This is a genomic window from Mycobacterium celatum, assembly GCF_002101595.1.
In the GTDB taxonomy this organism is placed as follows: Bacteria; Actinomycetota; Actinomycetes; order Mycobacteriales; family Mycobacteriaceae; genus Mycobacterium; species Mycobacterium celatum.
Genome location: NZ_LQOM01000020.1, coordinates 75,183 through 90,029, shown reverse-complemented (window position 1 = coordinate 90,029; position 14,847 = coordinate 75,183). Strand labels below are relative to the sequence as shown.

Here is a 14,847-nt window from a genome sequence, read left to right as displayed (position 1 = left end):
CGCTTAGGCCGCCGATCCCACCTTGAGCCCAAGCAGATCCAATGCGTTGTCGCGCATGATCTTTCGGATATCGGCCTCGCTGAAGCCGGCGAGTTCCTCGGTGAACGCCACCGGGTTCTCCAGGCCTTCGCCGTGCGGCCAGTCCGACCCGAACAGGATCTTGTCGACACCGATGATCTCGGCCAGCGCCGGTAAATCGTCCTCGTAATAGGGCGCGATCCAGACGTTGTTCTTCAGCTGCTCCACCGGGTCTTCGGGGAATAGCCGCGGATAGTTGTTGGCCGCCTTCTTCAGTCGCTTGACCAGTCGATAGACGAAGTACGAGCCGTTTTCGATGCTGACCACCCGCAGTTTGGGATGCCGGGTGAACACACCGTGCACGATCATCGAGGCCATCGTGTCGTGGATGGCGCGGTCGTCGAGGAGCACGGTGTCCAGCGGATCCTTCTCGCCGAACCCCTCGAACGTCGACTTGCCGCCCCACATCGCCGCGATGTGCAGATAACCGCTGTCGCTCAAATGGAATCCCACCGGAACGCCCGCCTCAGCCAGCCGGGCCCACACCGGGTCGTGGCTGCGGTCACCCAGCGATCGCGGTTTGACCTCGCCGGGCACCGGCGCCGGCCGGACCAGCACCAGTTTGGCGCCGCGCGACAGCACGAACTCGACCTCGTCGAGCGCCTTGGCGGGGTCGGCGAGTGAGATGATCGGCGCCGCAATGATTCGGTGGTCGGGCCGGTCGAAACCCCAGTCCTCGTCGAGCCACAGGTTGAACGCGTGCACCGACGCCATCGTCGCGTCGATGTCGTGTTTGAGCGCCTCCTCGACGCCGCATGCGAATGTCGGCAGCATGAACACGGTTTCGATGCCCTGGGTGTCCATCACCCGGATGCGTGCGTCGCGGTTCTGGTACTCGGGGTGATCCGCCAGCCGCTCGACCTTCATCAGTGACGCCGGGTCGACGCCTTCGGGAATTTCGCCGCGGAACAACAAATCCAGACAGCCCGGCACGATGATCGGGTCGAAGGTGGGGTTGGGGATGAAGTGGTTGACGCGGTCCCCGATCACCGCCCAGGTGCGCTTGCCGTCGCTGAGCATCTGCACGCCGCGGCGCTTGAACTTCTTGTCCAGGTGGCGGGTGAACGCGTCCAGCGGCTCGTAGTAATGGTTGTCGACGTCGATCGCCTGAAAGCCCAAGTTCGTCATGATGATCCTTTCAGCCCGGGAAAATTGGGGCTCCGTTTTTCCAAGAAGCTTGTGATTCCTTCGATGACATCCGGACGCTGCAGCGATTCCTGCAGAAGGGTTTCGGCCCGGGCGCTGGCCTCGACGACGTCGCGCATGGCATCACCGTAGGCCTGGCGCTTGATGACGGCCATCGATGCCGGCGAGCAGTTGCGGGCGACGTCCTCGGCGTAGTCCATGGTGCGCCGCATCAGGTTCTCCGGGGCGACGACTTGCTTGACCAGGCCCAACTCGGCCGCCTCCTCCGCCAGGAACGTCCGGCCGCTCAACAACAGGTCGAGGGCAGCCGCCCAGCCGGCCAGCCGCGGCAGTATCCACGAAATGCCGTACTCGGCGATCAGCCCACGCCGTGCGAACGACGCGGCGAATTTGGCTCCGGCAGCGGCGAATCGGACGTCGCACATCAGCGCCTGGGTGAGCCCGATACCGACGCAGGAGCCGTTGACGGCGGCAATCACCGGCTTACTCAGCGTGGTCAGGAAGTACGGTTGCCGGTCTCCCACCAACTCCGACAGATCACGCTGCTCGCCGTTCCCCAGCGACTCGCCCACCGTTGCCGTCGACCCCAGGTTGGCGCCGGCGCAGAACGCCTTGCCGCGACCGGTCACCACGATCACCCGGATTTCCGGGTCGGCCTCGGCGCGGTCCAGGCCGGCGTAGAACGCCGTGGCAATGTCGCCGCCCCAGGTGTTCAGGCGGTCCGGGCGGTTGAGAGTCAGGACGGCGACACCGGTTGGTGTCTTTTCGTACAGCACCGCGTCTGTGACGACATCGTCGGCGGTGCTCACATGACGCTCCTGGCGGCTGTCCGATCAATCTGATTACTCATACTGTATACCTTTCGATAGCGGGATCCCGCAAGTTGCGCTTGCCTCCCGCTGCGTCGCCAGTCGCTGGTCAGAAGTCAGATTTGATGGCGGTGGCAGAGTGACTGGCAGCGCGACTGGAACTCGGTAAGCTCACGACCATGTCGCCCGACAGCCTGGAAGCCCGCGTGACCAAGTTGGAGTCGCAGGTGCACCAGCTCAGCGAGCGGGTTCGAGCAAGCGAACAAGACGCCGCGGCGGCACGTGTCCTTGCCGGCGCGGCCGACCGCGATGTCACCGAATTTCGTGACGAACTGCGTGACTTCCGTCGAGCCACCACCGCCAGCTTCAATGCCGTACGCGAAGACATCACCGTCCTGCGGGGGCATGTCGGTGAGATCCACGGCAAGCTCGACGTTGCGGCCGCCGGCCAGCAACACATCGTCGAGATTCGCGAACGGCTGATCGCCGATCAGGATTGAGTCGGCTTACTCCCCGGCCAATCCGAGTCGGCGATAGGCGTTTTCGATCTGAACCTTGGCTTCCCGCGGCAGCTTGGCTTGCGGCGGCCGGGAATGCGGATAGTCCCCGATCGGCAGGCCCAGCAGCGATGCGGCGTACTTAAACGCACCACCCCAGTGGGTGAAGTAGTCGGGCCGTCCCGGGTAGCAGGTGAACCACGATCCGAGGTCCATGTCGAACTGGTCCAGACCCGAATCGCGGGCGTAGTCCATCGCCTCGACGAGTTTGTCGTTGACGATCAAGTCCCAATATTCGGAGAGCAGCCGCCGCTCAGGCGTCTCGAACAGGTATCCGGCGGTGCCCAGCTGCGCCGGGCAGACGATCCCGTCACGCAGCCATCCGGCCCGGTAGACCGTCTTGTCGCATTCCCAGAGCACCAGCCCCGGCGCGAGTTCGTGCAGCATACGGCTGGCGGCCGGGCGGAAGGCGCCCTCCTTGGTGGCGCAGACGGCGGGAACGTCGTCGAAGATGCGCGCGCTTTCGGCCGGGGTCAGCACATAGCCCGACGACGGCGAATTGAACATTCCTAGCGCGATATCCGTATGGCTGCCAATGTATTTGAAGAAGCGCAGCACGCCCTCGCCGCCGTGCGCCTCCATCATCGGTGTCTGGATGTAGGCGATGTCGGCGCCGGCCCGCTGGGCATGCAACGTCAAATCCAGGCAGTCCTTGGCCGACATGGCCGCCGTGCACGCCTGTATGACGACGTCGGGGTTGGCGGCGCGGCCCTCCTCAATCGCCACCTCCAGCAACCGCTTACGTTCGTCGAGCGTCAACGACCAGAACTCGGCGATACCGCTGGTACACCACAACATTGGGTGACCTAGGTCGCCGACGCAGTAACGCACCAGCGTCCGATACGCGTCCCAGTCGATGTCGTCGCCGTCGGCCCCACAAAACGGCGTGTACAACGAGTCGCCGATACCCCGCAAAGCAATACGCGCCCACCCGCGTGCCTCAGAAGCCGTCGCCACCATCCGCTCCTTACGTGAAGTCCGAGCCGCCGTCGACGTTGATGTTCGCTCCGGTCATGTAGGAGTTGCGCTGCGACGCCAAAAAGGCGACGACGGGCCCGATTTCGTCGGGCAGCCCGGCGCGAGGCAGATGCGCCGGATGCCCGAAGTGCTTGGCAATCGCGTCCATCAACCGATACGGGTTGTCGCCGTCGACGCCGACCGACTTGGCCCAGCCGACCAGCGACTCGGATGCGATGCTGCCCGGTGACACCACGTTGACCAGGATCTCGTCCTTGGCGAGCAGCAACGACAGGTTTTTGGAAATGCTCGTCAGCATCGCCTTGGCGGCCGTGTAGGCGGGCAGCACGACGCTTTGCCGCTGCGTCGAATGTGCGGAGAAGTTGACGATCCGTGCCCACGGCGCCTTGCGCAGCAGGGGAAGCGCCGAGCGGACGCAATGCACCATTCCCATCGCGCCCTCGTCGACCGCTTGGCGCCATTGATCGTCGGTGAGCGATTCGAAGTCGCCCCGAACCGTCGGACCGACCGCGTTGATGAGGATGTTGAGTTCGCCGTCCCACCGTTCACCCAACTCGGCGAACGCGTTGTCGACCTCGCCGGCGTCGGTGATATCGGCCACTAGCCCGAACGCGTCGGGACTACCGCGACTGGCCAAGTCCGCCGCCGCGCGGTCGAGATCGTTTCGAGAGCGCGCGATAATCGCTACCCGGGCGCCGTCGTCGGCCAGACAGCGCGCCGTGGCCAGACCCATGCCGCGTCCGCCACCGACGACAGCCGCGGCGGCGTTCGCCAATCCTAGATCCATGTCGTTATCAAAACCCCTACGATAGGTATTACAGTAGTTGATGGTAGCGGCGACACGGCTGCAACGGCGCAGTTCGGTGAGCAAACTGCCGGTAGATTCGATTCACCGGCCCGCACAGCATTGAAGTCGATGGAGGTGCCCCTCGTGGCCAAGCAAGCGACCGCCGAAAAGCGTCAGCGACGCGAACGCGGATCCATCAACCCCGACGACATCATCAGCGGTGCGTTCGAACTCGCCGAGCAGGTGTCGATCGACAACCTGAGCATGCCACTGCTGGGCAAGCACCTCGGTGTGGGCGTCACCAGCATCTACTGGTACTTCCGCAAGAAGGACGACCTGCTCAACGCGATGACCGATCGCGCGCTGAGCAAGTACGTGTTCGCCACGCCGTACGTCGAGGCCAGCGACTGGCGCGAAACGTTGCGCAATCACGCCCGCTCCATGCGCAAGACATTCCTCGGTAACCCGATCCTGTGCGACCTGATTCTGATTCGATCCGCACTGAGCCCCAAAGCGGCGAGACTGGGAGTTCAGGAAATCGAGAAGGCGATCGCGGGTCTGGTCGACGCGGGTTTGTCCCCGGAAGAGGCTTTCGACACCTACTCCGCGGTGTCGGTCCATGTCCGCGGATCGGTGGTTCTGCATCGGCTGCACCAGAAGAATCAGGCGACCGAGAACGGCGGGCGGACCATCGAAGATGCCATGGTCATCGACGCCGAAACTACGCCACTGCTGGCCAAGATGACGGCAAAGGGCTACCACATCGGGGCTCCCGACGACAACAACTTCGAATACGGGCTGGAGTGCATCCTCGACCACGCCAGCCGGCTGATCGAACAGAGATCGAAACCGGCTGCCCGCCAACGCAAACCAGTTAAGCCGAGACGAACTAAGTCGGCACGCTGACGCACGCACCCAACGTGCACTGAGGGTGAAATTTCGGCCATTTTCTCGCCCTGATTACACGTTCGGCGCTCGGCGTCTACGGCGCGTCGGGCTCCGGGACGTCGAAGTGCTCGTCGCGTAACCGGAATGCTTCTTTGGTGCCGTGCTGCGCGCGCGTCTTGACGAAGTTGAACTCCCCGGGCGCGAATTGCAAGTTCGTTCCGAATGCGTGGAACAGATAGCTGGCTACCTCCTCCCCTTGGTACGCCTGACTCTGTTCGACGAGCCGGAACGCCTCCTTGGCGATAACCACACCATCAGCGGGCATTTTCGCCGCCTTCTCCGCCCAATACCGGGCCCGCTTGGTGACCATGCCGGGATCACAAGTTTCGGTAAAGATTCCAAGATGCTCGACGGCGCTGGCCTCGATGATGTCGCCAGTCAACAGCAGCCGCCGCGCCAGCACCGGCCCCAACCGGTGGAAGAACATATGCAGGCTGCCCAGCGCCGGGCCCAGAAAGCGGGTGGCCGGCATGCCGATTTTCGTATCGCGCGCAATCACCGAAATGTCGGTCATCAGCGCCATCTCGAAGCCCCCGCCGAGCGCATAGCCGCTGATCTCACCGACGGTGACCTTCGGAAAACCCATCAGGTTGTGATAGAAGCCGAACGATTTGCGATCCACCGCCAACCGGCGGCGTTGACTGGGACGGTTCTTGGCGTCCGGCTTGCCGCGCTCACCGTACCAGCCGTAGGCGTTGTTCATGTCGGCGCCGGTGCTGAAAACCCCATCGGCACCTCGCAGCAGTACCACGGTGAGGTCGTCGTCGTCGGCAACCCGATCGAGGTAGCGCGCGAGGGCGTCGCGCATCGACGCGTCGTAGGAGTTGCGCTGCCGGGGATTGTTCAGCGTGATCGTGGCGATTCGCTTTTCTGTATCGACGTCGAACAGGACACGATCATCTGCCGCTGTCATCTGAGCGACTCCTTTCTGCACACGCCATTCGACATCCGCTTGGCCTCAATGGTTTTGTCGGTACCGAAGGCAAGTGTGTTGCGGCGCGCAGCGGCCAGGTGATCCTGCGCCAGCCGGACCGCTCGCGCGGCGTTGCCGTCGCGGATCGCGTCGAGCAGACGCTGATGATCACGTAACGCCGCGCGCCTGGTTTCTTGCGCCATGGGCGCGGGATTGCCGTGGTCGCTCCACACCGATGACTCGTGCGCAGACCAGATCAGCTCCAGGGAACCGATCAGCAGGATCATCGGTTCGTTACCGCATCGGGAGACCAGCGCCTCATGGAATCGCCGGGCGTTGGGAACATATTGGGCGGCGTCGTCGAATTGCTCTATCTGCGCGTTCATTTCGGCCTGCAGATAGGGCACCACTTCGGACATGCGGTCGTCGCGGGCCGCACACATACCCGCGCAGATCGGTTCCAAATGCAGCAGTGCCTCGCTGACGTCGGCCGGCGTCGCGGCCCGCGCCTGCAACACCATGCTGATCATCTGCGCGGTCCGTTCGGCCGTCGGCTGGTGCACGACCGCCCCACCGACATTGCCGCGGCGCACCGAGATCAGGCCGTCGGCCTCCAAAATGTGGATCGCCTCACGCAGCGCCGGCGGGCTCACCCCGAATTGGCCGAACATGCTCTCCTGGGACGGCAGCATGTCGCCTTCTTTCAGGCGCCCCGACAGGATGTCGTCACGCAATCGCGATGCCACGATTTCGGCGACGCGGGGTTGGCGAATGCGTGCCATGTCAGGCCTTCTCGGCTCGTCGCTTGCCGAAACGGTATCCGGTCAACTTGTCCGGCGGCATCGCCAGCGTGTTGACCTCGCCGGCGCACAGCACCTCCTCGTCGAGGGACAGCCGGGCCGTCGACGTGATGCCTCGTTCGACCTCAGAGCGGGTGATGTCGAAACGTAGTTCGGTGAGTATGGGTGTCGGCCGGCGGAAGGTGACGTTGAGCGACCGCGTCTTGCCGGACAGCCCTATCACGCAGTTCTGGTGCTGGATGACACAGTCGAAGAAGACACCCAGAAACCCGCCGTGCACCAAACCCGGCGGGCCTTCGTACACAAGTGGGAAGGTGACCCGCCCCGCCGCGGTCTGGCCGTCGAGGTGATCGAAGCGGTATTCCGGAAAGCACGGGTTGAATGCGCCGATGTCGGTGGCGTGATCGAGATACACCCGCCGGCTGCCGCCGTCGTCACCGATCCGGGGTGTGCTGTCAGGCGGCACCGCCGCGGCAAGCTCCCGTTCCCACTCGGCGCACCGGGCGAGCATCGCGTCCACGGCGGGATGCGGATGTTCGAGCGCCAGCAGCAGCGAGCTGAGCCGCCGGATGGCGCCCGCGGCAGCCATGGTCTGGGCCAGCGGCTGTTCGCCGAACCGGGCGCCCGCGGGGCCGCTGGTCTGCGCCATGCTGTCCTCTTTCCCGACGCGGCTGTTTCGCCGACCGGCTTTCCTTGCTAAGTTATACAATGCAGAAATTGTATTGCCTACTGTAGGGCTAACCGTAGCGGCGTGGAAGGGCGGATTCAACGGTGAGTCAGGAGCTCCATCCCACGGCCGACGACGGCTCGCTCACGGTGCGTCGGGACGGCCCGATCTTGCGGCTCACGCTTGACCGGCCGTCCCGGCGCAACGCGCTGAGTCATCCGATGATCGACGCATTCGTCGAGACGCTGACCGAGGCGGCTACCGATGACTCGTTGCGCGCCATCCTCATTCGCGGCGTGGGCGACCACTTCTGCGCAGGGGCTGATTGGGTCGCCACCAACGAAGCCAGCCAACGACCGCGCACCGGCGATCTGGTCCGTCGTATCCCGCATGCCGCCCACCGGGTCATCGAACTCCTCCACAGCATCCAGCTGCCGGTGGTATGCGCCGTGCGGGGATGGGCGGTTGGCCTGGGCTGCAATCTGGCGTTGGCCGCCGACTTCACGGTGGCCGCGTCGGATGCGCTGTTCTGGGAACCGTTTCTGGCCCGCGGTTTCAGCCTGGATTCGGGCTCTAGCTGGCTGCTGCCGCGGCTGATCGGGCTGACCCGAGCCAAACAGATGCTGTTGCTCGGCGAGCAAGTCGGCGCATCGGAGGCCGCCGATTGGGGCTTGATTTATCGCGCTGTCAGCCCGGCAGACCTCGACGAAACGGCCGAAGAGTTGGTGGGCCGGCTGGCATCCGGGCCCACCGTGGCGATCGGGCTGGCCAAGCAGGCCATCCATTACGGCCAGCACGCGACGCTGAGCCAGTCGATGACGCAGGAACTTTTCAACCTCGAGCTGTCTTGCCGCACCGGCGATTTCAAAGAAGGCCTGGCTGCATTTCGGGAACGCCGAGCGCCCGAATTCCGTGGGCGCTGACGAAGGGAAGACCATGTCGTTCGACACAATCAAGTATGAGGTCGACGGGCACAAAGCGACGATCACCTTGAATCGTCCCGATGCCCTCAACGCGCTCAGCCCGCACATGATCACCGAGTTGCGCGCCGCCTACCACGAAGCCGAAAACGACGACAACATCTGGCTTCTCATCGTGACCGGCACCGGCCGCGCATTCTGCACCGGCGCAGACGTCAAGGCCATCCCCGGCGATGGCAAGGTGATCAACGAACGGCCGTATCTGTCGACCTACGAACAGTGGGAGGCGCCGCAGGAGGGCACGCCGCCGTTTCGGACGATGGCCAAGCCGGTGCTGGCTGCCATCAACGGAATCTGTTGCGGCGCCGGACTCGACTGGGTCACCACCGGTGACATCGTCATCGCCTCCGACAAGGCGACATTCTTCGACCCGCACGTCAGCATCGGGCTGGTGGCCGGGCGTGAAGTGGTCCGGGTGGCCCGGGTGTTGCCGCGCTCGATCGCGCTGCGGATGGCGCTGATGGGCAAACATGAGCGGATGAGCGCACAGCGGGCATACGAACTCGGGATGATCAGCGAAATCGTGGAACACGAACGGCTATTGGAGCGCGCCCATGAGATCGCCGACATTGTCAACTCCAACGCGCCGCTTGCCGTGCGCGGCACCCGCCTGGCGATCCTGAAGGGCCTGGACCTGCCGCTGCACGAAGCCGAGATGCTTGCCGAATCCTTCCGCGAACGCAATCTGCACACCGAGGATTCACTGGAAGGTCCCAAAGCCTTCGCCGAAAAGCGGGCACCGGAATGGCAGTGCCGATGAACTTCGAAACCATCCTGCTTGAGTTGGATCACGACGACCGGGTCGCCACGATCACGCTCAACCGGCCCGAACAACTCAATGCATTCAACCGCACAATGTGCGAGGAGATGGCCGAGGCGTGGCGCACCGTCAAGTTCGACGACACGGTCCATGCCGTGGTGCTGCGCGCGGCCGGCGACCGCGCATTCAGCGCCGGCCTTGATATCAAGGTGCCATACGGCCAGCCGGAAAACATCTGGAACCACGAGGATCCCGGCGAACCGCTCAGCCCTAAGTGGCAGAAGATGTGGAAACCAGTCGTGTGCGCCGTGCAGGGCATGTGCACCGCCGGCGCGTTCTACTTCGTCAACGAGTCCGACGTGGTGATCTGCTCCACGGACGCCACGTTTTTCGACTCCCACGTCTCGGCGGGATTGGTCTGCGCGCTGGAGCCCATCGGCTTGATGCGCCGCGTCGGCCTGGGCGAAACCCTGCGAATAGCGTTGATGGGCAACGACGAACGCATCGGCGCGGACACCGCGCTGCAGATCGGATTGGTCTCCGAGGTGGTCTCCCCCGAGCGGCTCTGGGCCCGCGCGCACGAGATCGCCGCAACGATCGCTGCCAAACCGCCGTCCGCAACTCAAGGCACCGTGAAGGCGATCTGGGAATCGCTCGACAAGCCCTATCGGGCGGCCATGGAGCAGAACCTCATCTACACCCGGCTGGGCAATCCGATCGGCACCGCCGAACTCGCCGCGCATCGGCGCGCCGCGGCGCAGCCGAGGATCCGCTGATGCATCCGCTCAGTCAGCGCATCGCCGACGTCCTCGCTCTGCAGCCCGACGCACCGGCGATCGAGTATGAGGGCCAATGGTTGTCGTGGGGTCAGCTCGACGATGCGACCGCCAAGATCCGGACCCTCGCCGGAACCGGACAGATCGGCATCCTGTTGCGCAACAAGCCGGCTCATGTGGCCGCACTGCTGGGTGCGCTGCTGAGCGGCGCGACCGTCGTCACGATCAACCCGTCGCGCGGCGACGACCGCACCAAAGCCGACATCGAAGAGCTCGGTCTCCCGCTGATAATCGGCGAGCCCAATGACCTTTCCCGTCCGGCGAATGCGATCGGCGAGCTGGCGGTGGTCAGCTCCGGCGGCGGTGGAGCCGCCGAGCGGCCCGGGGTTGCGGTGCGGATGTTGACCAGCGGAACAACCGGACCCCCCAAACGAATTGACCTCACCTACGACATGCTGGCGCACAGCGTGATGGGCCCAGACAGCAACCGGTCACCGGCGCCCACGGAGCTGCGCCGCGGCGTGGCGATCGTCAACTCGCCGCTGGTACACATCGGCGGCGTGTTCCGGGTCCTACAATGTGTCGCGGAGGCAAGGCCGTTCGTGCTGCTGGAGCGATTCCAGCTCGAGCGGTGGGCCGACGCGGTGCGCAGACACAAGCCGCGGGCAGTGTCGCTGGTACCGGCGGCGCTGCGCATGGTGCTGCACTCCGACTTGACACGCGAGGACCTGCAGAGCATCCGCGCCGTGACGTCGGGGACTGCGCCGCTCTCCGCGGATGACGCGGATGCCTTTTATGACAAATTCGGCATTCCGGTGTTGACCTCCTATGCGGCAACGGAATTCGGCGGCGGTGTCGCCGGCTGGACGTTGGCCGACTACCGGAAGTACTGGACAGCCAAACGCGGCAGCGTGGGACGCGCCAGCCTCGGCGCGCAGTTGCGGGTGGTCGGCGACGACGGCACACCGCTCGGCCCCGACGAAGTCGGGCTGCTCGAGGTCAAGCCCGGACAGCTGGGACAGTCGGCGGATTGGATGCGCACCACCGACATCGCACGCATCGATGCCGACGGCTTTCTGTGGATCGTCGGACGGGCCGACCAGGCGATCATCCGTGGGGGCTTCAAGGTGATGCCCGACGACGTGCGGCGCGCTTTGGAGAATCACCCGGCAGTGGCCGGCGCCGCTGTGGTCGGCCGGCGCGACAACCGTCTTGGGGAGACGCCGGTCGCCATGGTGGAGCTGCGCGAGGCAGGCAGTGCGGACGTTGCCGCTTTGACGGACCACCTTCGGACGCGGTTGGCGCGTTACGAGATTCCCACCGACATCGCGATCGTCGACGAGATTCCCCGGACGCCGTCGGGCAAGCCGGACCTGACTGCGGTGCGGGCCTACTTCAACGAGTCGGCTCATGCCGGCTGACTCGACCGTAGGGCATGTCCTTCGGCGGCAGGCGAGTGCACGCGCGAATCATCCGCTGCTGGTCTGCGACTCGGAGCGCATCAGCTACGGCGAGGCCGAGCGGCGCTCGGCGGTGCTGGCCCGTGGTCTCGTCGCTCTCGGCGCCGGCAAGGGCACCCACGTGGGCCTGTTGTACCCCAACGGCGTTGCCTTCGTCGTGGCGATGCTGGCGGCGGCGCGGATCGGTGCCGTCGTCGTCCCGTTCTCCACGTTCGTCACCGCGCCGGAGTTACGCGAGCAGTTGGTGGACAGCGATGTCGAGATCCTCCTGGCGGCTCCGTCTTACCGCTCGCACGACTACCGGCGACGGCTGGCGGAAGTGCTCTGCGACGTTGAACTCGACTCTGCCGACCGGTTGTTCAGCACCCGGGTGCCGCAGCTGCGTCATGCGATATTCGATATCGACCGGGTGTGCCGGTCTGCCGACGATCGGCTGGTGACGGCAATGGAGGACGACGTCGACGGATCAGACTCGCTGTCAATCATTTACACGTCGGGCACCACCAGCGCACCCAAAGGGGTCCTGCATACCCATGCCCCACTCCTTGGCCACCAGAAGAATCTCAACGAGATTCGCGGATTGACCGCCGATGACAAGCTGTTCTGCAATTCGCCGTTCTTTTGGATTGGCGGCCTCGGGTTCGCGGTGCTCGCCACGCTGGTCGCCGGATGCACCTTGGTGTGCTCCAACGCCACCGACGCCGCCGCAACGCTCGACCTGTTGGAGGCTGAGAAGCCCACGATCACCAACGGTTTCGTCGCCGGGGTCGCCCACCTGGCGCGGCACCCGAGTTTCGCGGATCGCGACCTGTCGTCGATGCGGCGCGGCAACCTGTATCCGATCATGGCGCCCGAGGTGCGGCCGGCCGACCCCGAGCTGCGGCACAACATGCTCGGCCTCACCGAGGCCGGCAGCGTCGTGCTGCTAAGCGGCGACGAAACCGACCAGCCCGAACACCGGCGCGGGTCGTTCGGTAAGCCCGCGCCCGGCTTCGACATCAAGGTCATCGAACCGTCGACCGGCAGGCCGGTCCAAGACGGCGAACTCGGCGAATTGTGCCTCCGCGGGCCCTATCTGATGCAGCGGTACTACAAACGCAGCCGCGAGGAGTCTTTCGACGCCGACGGCTGGTTCCACACCGGTGACCTGGTGGCCGTCGACCGGGATGGGTTCGTATATTTCATCCGCCGCCGCGGCTCGATGATCAAGACGGCGGGTGCCAACGTGTCACCGGCAGAGGTGGAGAAGGCGATCACCAAAGTCACCGGCGGCGCCGTCGCGCATGTGCTGGGCATCCCCGATCCCGAACGCGGACAGGTGGTTGCGGCGGTGCTGGCCGTGGAGAACGGCACGCCGTTCGACGAAGCGGCACTTCGTGATCAGCTGAGGGCCGAACTGTCGGCATACAAGATTCCCAAACGCTTTGCGGTGCTGCAGCCGGCCGACATTCCGCTGCTGTCCAGCGGCAAGGTCGACCTGCGCCGGCTACAGAAGGTGTTCGATGCCTGACACCATCGACCGGGTGGTACGGGCCCGCGCCGCTGAGCACGGCGCCAAACCGATGGTGATCGAGCCGGTCGACCGACTGAACTACGGCGAACTCGACACGAGCACACGCGATTTGGCCGCGACGTTCGTCGAGGCCGGCGTTGTGAAAGGGAGTCGAGTCGGTCTGATCATGCCCAACGGTACGCGCTGGGTGCAGATCGCGATCGCGCTGACCCGCATCGGCGCGGTACTGGTGCCGTTGAGCACCCTCTTGCAATCACGGGAGTTGACGGACCAGCTGCGGGTCGCGTCGGTGCAGTTTCTGGTCAGCGTTGAAGAATTCCGCGGACACCGCTATCTCGACGACCTGCAGCGCGACCAGCTTCCTGCGCTGCGACAAGTGTGGACCGCCGACCAGGTGGCAACGATGCGCCCCACCGAACGTGCCGCCCGGATCTTCGACGCACTGACCGAGACGGTGACACCCAGCGACCCGATGGTCATCATGTTCACGTCCGGCAGCAGCGGGCCGCCGAAGGGAGTCGTGCATTCGCATGGCAGCGCGCTGGGCGCCGTGAAATCCGGTCTGGCCAGCCGCTGCATCGACGCGGATACCCGACTGTATCTGCCGATGCCGTTCTTCTGGGTCGGCGGATTCGGCGGCGGTGTCCTCTCCGCGCTGCTGGGTGGCGCCACGCTGGTGACCGAGGAAATCCCGCGGCCGGAAACCACGTTGCGGCTGCTGGAGCGTGAACGGGTCACGCTGTTTCGTGGCTGGCCCGATCAGGCCGAGGCACTGGCGCGCCATGCCAGTACGGCTGATTTGTCGGCGCTGCGGCCGGGTAGCCTCGAGGCGTTGCTGCCGCCCGAGCAACGATCGGAGCCCGGGGCGCGGGCGACGCTGTTCGGCATGACGGAGGCGTTCGGGCCCTACTGCGGTTACCCCGCCGACACCGATATGCCCCGATCCGCCTGGGGCAGTTGCGGAATGCCGTTCGCCGGGATGGAGGTCCGGATCACCGACCCCGACACCGGACGCCCCGTTGCGACGGGAAGCGTAGGGATGATCCAGATCCGGGGGCCGCATACGCTGCGCGGCATCTGTCGACGCAGCCGGGAAGATGTTTTCACAATCGACGGCTTCTACCCCACCGGCGATCTCGGCCGACTCGACGACGACGGGTTTCTGTTCTACCACGGCAGGTCCGACGACATGTTCAAAGTCAGCGGGGCCACTGTCTATCCCGGCGAGGTCGAACGGGCATTGCGGGAAATCGACGCTGTCGACAATGCATTTGTCACGAACGTGCCTGGCGCACAAGGCAACCGGGTTGGCGCGGTGGTCGTGTGTGACACTGCCGTCGTGACCGTCGAACAGCTCCGCGCATCGGCGCGGGCACTGCTGAGTTCCTTCAAGGTGCCGACGGTGTGGCTCTTGGTGGATTCGGATGACGCGGTTCCGCGGGGTGCCACCGGCAAGGTCGACGCTCGGCGACTGCGCGAGTTGTTGAGCGAGAAGTCCTAATCGAGGTGGTCGAACAGCGCGGCGCTCAATCGATCATTGACCAACATCGCTGTACGGGGTCAACGAGTGACAACAGCGGTCGAAGACGACGACGGTAGGTAAAGGTCTTGGTCGTCGGGGTAGCCGGCGGCATATACGTCGAGGCTGCTTTACGTGGAAGGCACGGCCGCGCTG

At 64.9% G+C, this 14,847-nt stretch carries 15 protein-coding genes; 8 read left to right on the top strand and 7 right to left on the bottom strand.

The window, feature by feature from the left end; all coding sequences use genetic code 11:
* Nucleotides 1–3 precede the first annotated feature (3 nt).
* Entirely contained in the window at nucleotides 4–1,206 is a 1,203-nt protein-coding gene (locus AWB95_RS06315) for an amidohydrolase family protein (RefSeq protein ID WP_062539794.1), read from the bottom strand.
* Nucleotides 1,203–2,033, bottom strand: coding sequence for an enoyl-CoA hydratase (locus AWB95_RS06310; RefSeq protein ID WP_062539795.1), 831 nt, complete (start codon nucleotides 2,031–2,033; stop codon nucleotides 1,203–1,205). The genes AWB95_RS06315 and AWB95_RS06310 overlap by 4 nt, the downstream gene beginning before the upstream one ends.
* Nucleotides 2,034–2,212: 179 nt before the next feature.
* On the opposite strand from AWB95_RS06310, the gene AWB95_RS06305 reads away from it, so the two are divergent.
* A complete protein-coding gene (locus tag AWB95_RS06305; RefSeq protein ID WP_062539796.1) occupies nucleotides 2,213–2,533 on the top strand; it encodes a hypothetical protein in 321 nt (106 codons plus the stop codon).
* Nucleotides 2,534–2,539: 6 nt separating this feature from the next.
* On the opposite strand, the gene AWB95_RS06300 is transcribed toward AWB95_RS06305, so the two are convergent.
* Together AWB95_RS06300 and AWB95_RS06295 are read right to left on the bottom strand one after the other, a co-directional pair.
* Nucleotides 2,540–3,547 carry a dihydrodipicolinate synthase family protein gene (locus AWB95_RS06300; protein ID WP_062539844.1) on the bottom strand — a complete coding sequence of 336 codons (1,008 nt, stop codon included), beginning with the start codon at nucleotides 3,545–3,547 and terminating at the stop codon, nucleotides 2,540–2,542.
* Between the two features lie 10 nt (nucleotides 3,548–3,557).
* Nucleotides 3,558–4,355, bottom strand: coding sequence for an SDR family NAD(P)-dependent oxidoreductase (locus tag AWB95_RS06295; RefSeq protein ID WP_062539797.1), 798 nt, complete (start codon nucleotides 4,353–4,355; stop codon nucleotides 3,558–3,560).
* Nucleotides 4,356–4,484: 129 nt separating this feature from the next.
* Between AWB95_RS06295 and AWB95_RS06290 the strand changes: the two genes are divergently transcribed.
* Nucleotides 4,485–5,261, top strand: a complete 777-nt coding sequence (locus tag AWB95_RS06290) for a TetR/AcrR family transcriptional regulator (RefSeq protein ID WP_062539798.1) — start codon at nucleotides 4,485–4,487, stop codon at nucleotides 5,259–5,261.
* A gap of 76 nt (nucleotides 5,262–5,337) precedes the next feature.
* Here the strand turns inward: AWB95_RS06290 and AWB95_RS06285 are convergent, their stop codons facing one another.
* Genes AWB95_RS06285 through AWB95_RS06275 form a run of 3 tightly spaced genes read right to left on the bottom strand, consistent with a single transcriptional unit; the run spans nucleotide 5,338 to nucleotide 7,665 of the window.
* Entirely contained in the window at nucleotides 5,338–6,216 is an 879-nt protein-coding gene (locus AWB95_RS06285) for an enoyl-CoA hydratase/isomerase family protein (protein WP_062539799.1), read from the bottom strand.
* Nucleotides 6,213–6,998: a FadR/GntR family transcriptional regulator gene (locus tag AWB95_RS06280; RefSeq protein WP_062539800.1), complete on the bottom strand. Its 786-nt coding sequence runs from the start codon at nucleotides 6,996–6,998 to the stop codon at nucleotides 6,213–6,215. The genes AWB95_RS06285 and AWB95_RS06280 overlap by 4 nt, the downstream gene beginning before the upstream one ends.
* A 1-nt stretch (nucleotide 6,999) precedes the next feature.
* On the bottom strand, nucleotides 7,000–7,665 hold the full coding sequence (locus AWB95_RS06275) for a hotdog family protein (protein ID WP_062539801.1): 666 nt from the start codon (nucleotides 7,663–7,665) through the stop codon (nucleotides 7,000–7,002).
* A 122-nt stretch (nucleotides 7,666–7,787) separates the two neighbouring features.
* On the opposite strand from AWB95_RS06275, the gene AWB95_RS06270 reads away from it, so the two are divergent.
* The 6 genes from AWB95_RS06270 to AWB95_RS06245 are packed head-to-tail and all read left to right on the top strand — an operon-like array spanning nucleotide 7,788 to nucleotide 14,673.
* Entirely contained in the window at nucleotides 7,788–8,606 is an 819-nt protein-coding gene (locus AWB95_RS06270; RefSeq protein WP_062539802.1) for an enoyl-CoA hydratase/isomerase family protein, read from the top strand.
* Nucleotides 8,607–8,619: 13 nt separating this feature from the next.
* Nucleotides 8,620–9,423 carry an enoyl-CoA hydratase/isomerase family protein gene (locus AWB95_RS06265; RefSeq protein ID WP_062539845.1) on the top strand — a complete coding sequence of 268 codons (804 nt, stop codon included), beginning with the start codon at nucleotides 8,620–8,622 and terminating at the stop codon, nucleotides 9,421–9,423.
* A complete protein-coding gene (locus tag AWB95_RS06260; RefSeq protein WP_062539846.1) occupies nucleotides 9,420–10,199 on the top strand; it encodes an enoyl-CoA hydratase/isomerase family protein in 780 nt (259 codons plus the stop codon). Before AWB95_RS06265 ends, AWB95_RS06260 begins: the two co-directional genes overlap by 4 nt.
* Nucleotides 10,199–11,620, top strand: a complete 1,422-nt coding sequence (locus AWB95_RS06255) for a class I adenylate-forming enzyme family protein (protein WP_062539803.1) — start codon at nucleotides 10,199–10,201, stop codon at nucleotides 11,618–11,620. Before AWB95_RS06260 ends, AWB95_RS06255 begins: the two co-directional genes overlap by 1 nt.
* On the top strand, nucleotides 11,610–13,169 hold the full coding sequence (locus tag AWB95_RS06250) for a class I adenylate-forming enzyme family protein (RefSeq protein ID WP_062539804.1): 1,560 nt from the start codon (nucleotides 11,610–11,612) through the stop codon (nucleotides 13,167–13,169). Before AWB95_RS06255 ends, AWB95_RS06250 begins: the two co-directional genes overlap by 11 nt.
* The gene (locus tag AWB95_RS06245) at nucleotides 13,162–14,673 is read left to right on the top strand and encodes a class I adenylate-forming enzyme family protein (RefSeq protein ID WP_062539805.1); all 1,512 of its coding nucleotides are present in this window, start codon (nucleotides 13,162–13,164) and stop codon (nucleotides 14,671–14,673) included. Before AWB95_RS06250 ends, AWB95_RS06245 begins: the two co-directional genes overlap by 8 nt.
* Nucleotides 14,674–14,847: the final 174 nt, after the last annotated feature.

Bases quoted from the DNA above. Each gene is read 5' to 3' on its own strand.
- AWB95_RS06280 (WP_062539800.1), bottom strand. From the start codon at position 6,998: ATGGCACGCATTCGCCAACCCCGCGTCGCCGAAATCGTGGCATCGCGA.
- AWB95_RS06265 (WP_062539845.1), top strand. From the start codon at position 8,620: ATGTCGTTCGACACAATCAAGTATGAGGTCGACGGGCACAAAGCGACG.
- AWB95_RS06275 (WP_062539801.1), bottom strand. From the start codon at position 7,665: ATGGCGCAGACCAGCGGCCCCGCGGGCGCCCGGTTCGGCGAACAGCCG.
- AWB95_RS06255 (WP_062539803.1), top strand. From the start codon at position 10,199: ATGCATCCGCTCAGTCAGCGCATCGCCGACGTCCTCGCTCTGCAGCCC.
- AWB95_RS06260 (WP_062539846.1), top strand. From the start codon at position 9,420: ATGAACTTCGAAACCATCCTGCTTGAGTTGGATCACGACGACCGGGTC.
- AWB95_RS06295 (WP_062539797.1), bottom strand. From the start codon at position 4,355: ATGGATCTAGGATTGGCGAACGCCGCCGCGGCTGTCGTCGGTGGCGGA.
- AWB95_RS06290 (WP_062539798.1), top strand. From the start codon at position 4,485: ATGGAGGTGCCCCTCGTGGCCAAGCAAGCGACCGCCGAAAAGCGTCAG.
- AWB95_RS06250 (WP_062539804.1), top strand. From the start codon at position 11,610: ATGCCGGCTGACTCGACCGTAGGGCATGTCCTTCGGCGGCAGGCGAGT.
- AWB95_RS06315 (WP_062539794.1), bottom strand. From the start codon at position 1,206: ATGACGAACTTGGGCTTTCAGGCGATCGACGTCGACAACCATTACTAC.
- AWB95_RS06285 (WP_062539799.1), bottom strand. From the start codon at position 6,216: ATGACAGCGGCAGATGATCGTGTCCTGTTCGACGTCGATACAGAAAAG.
- AWB95_RS06305 (WP_062539796.1), top strand. From the start codon at position 2,213: ATGTCGCCCGACAGCCTGGAAGCCCGCGTGACCAAGTTGGAGTCGCAG.
- AWB95_RS06245 (WP_062539805.1), top strand. From the start codon at position 13,162: ATGCCTGACACCATCGACCGGGTGGTACGGGCCCGCGCCGCTGAGCAC.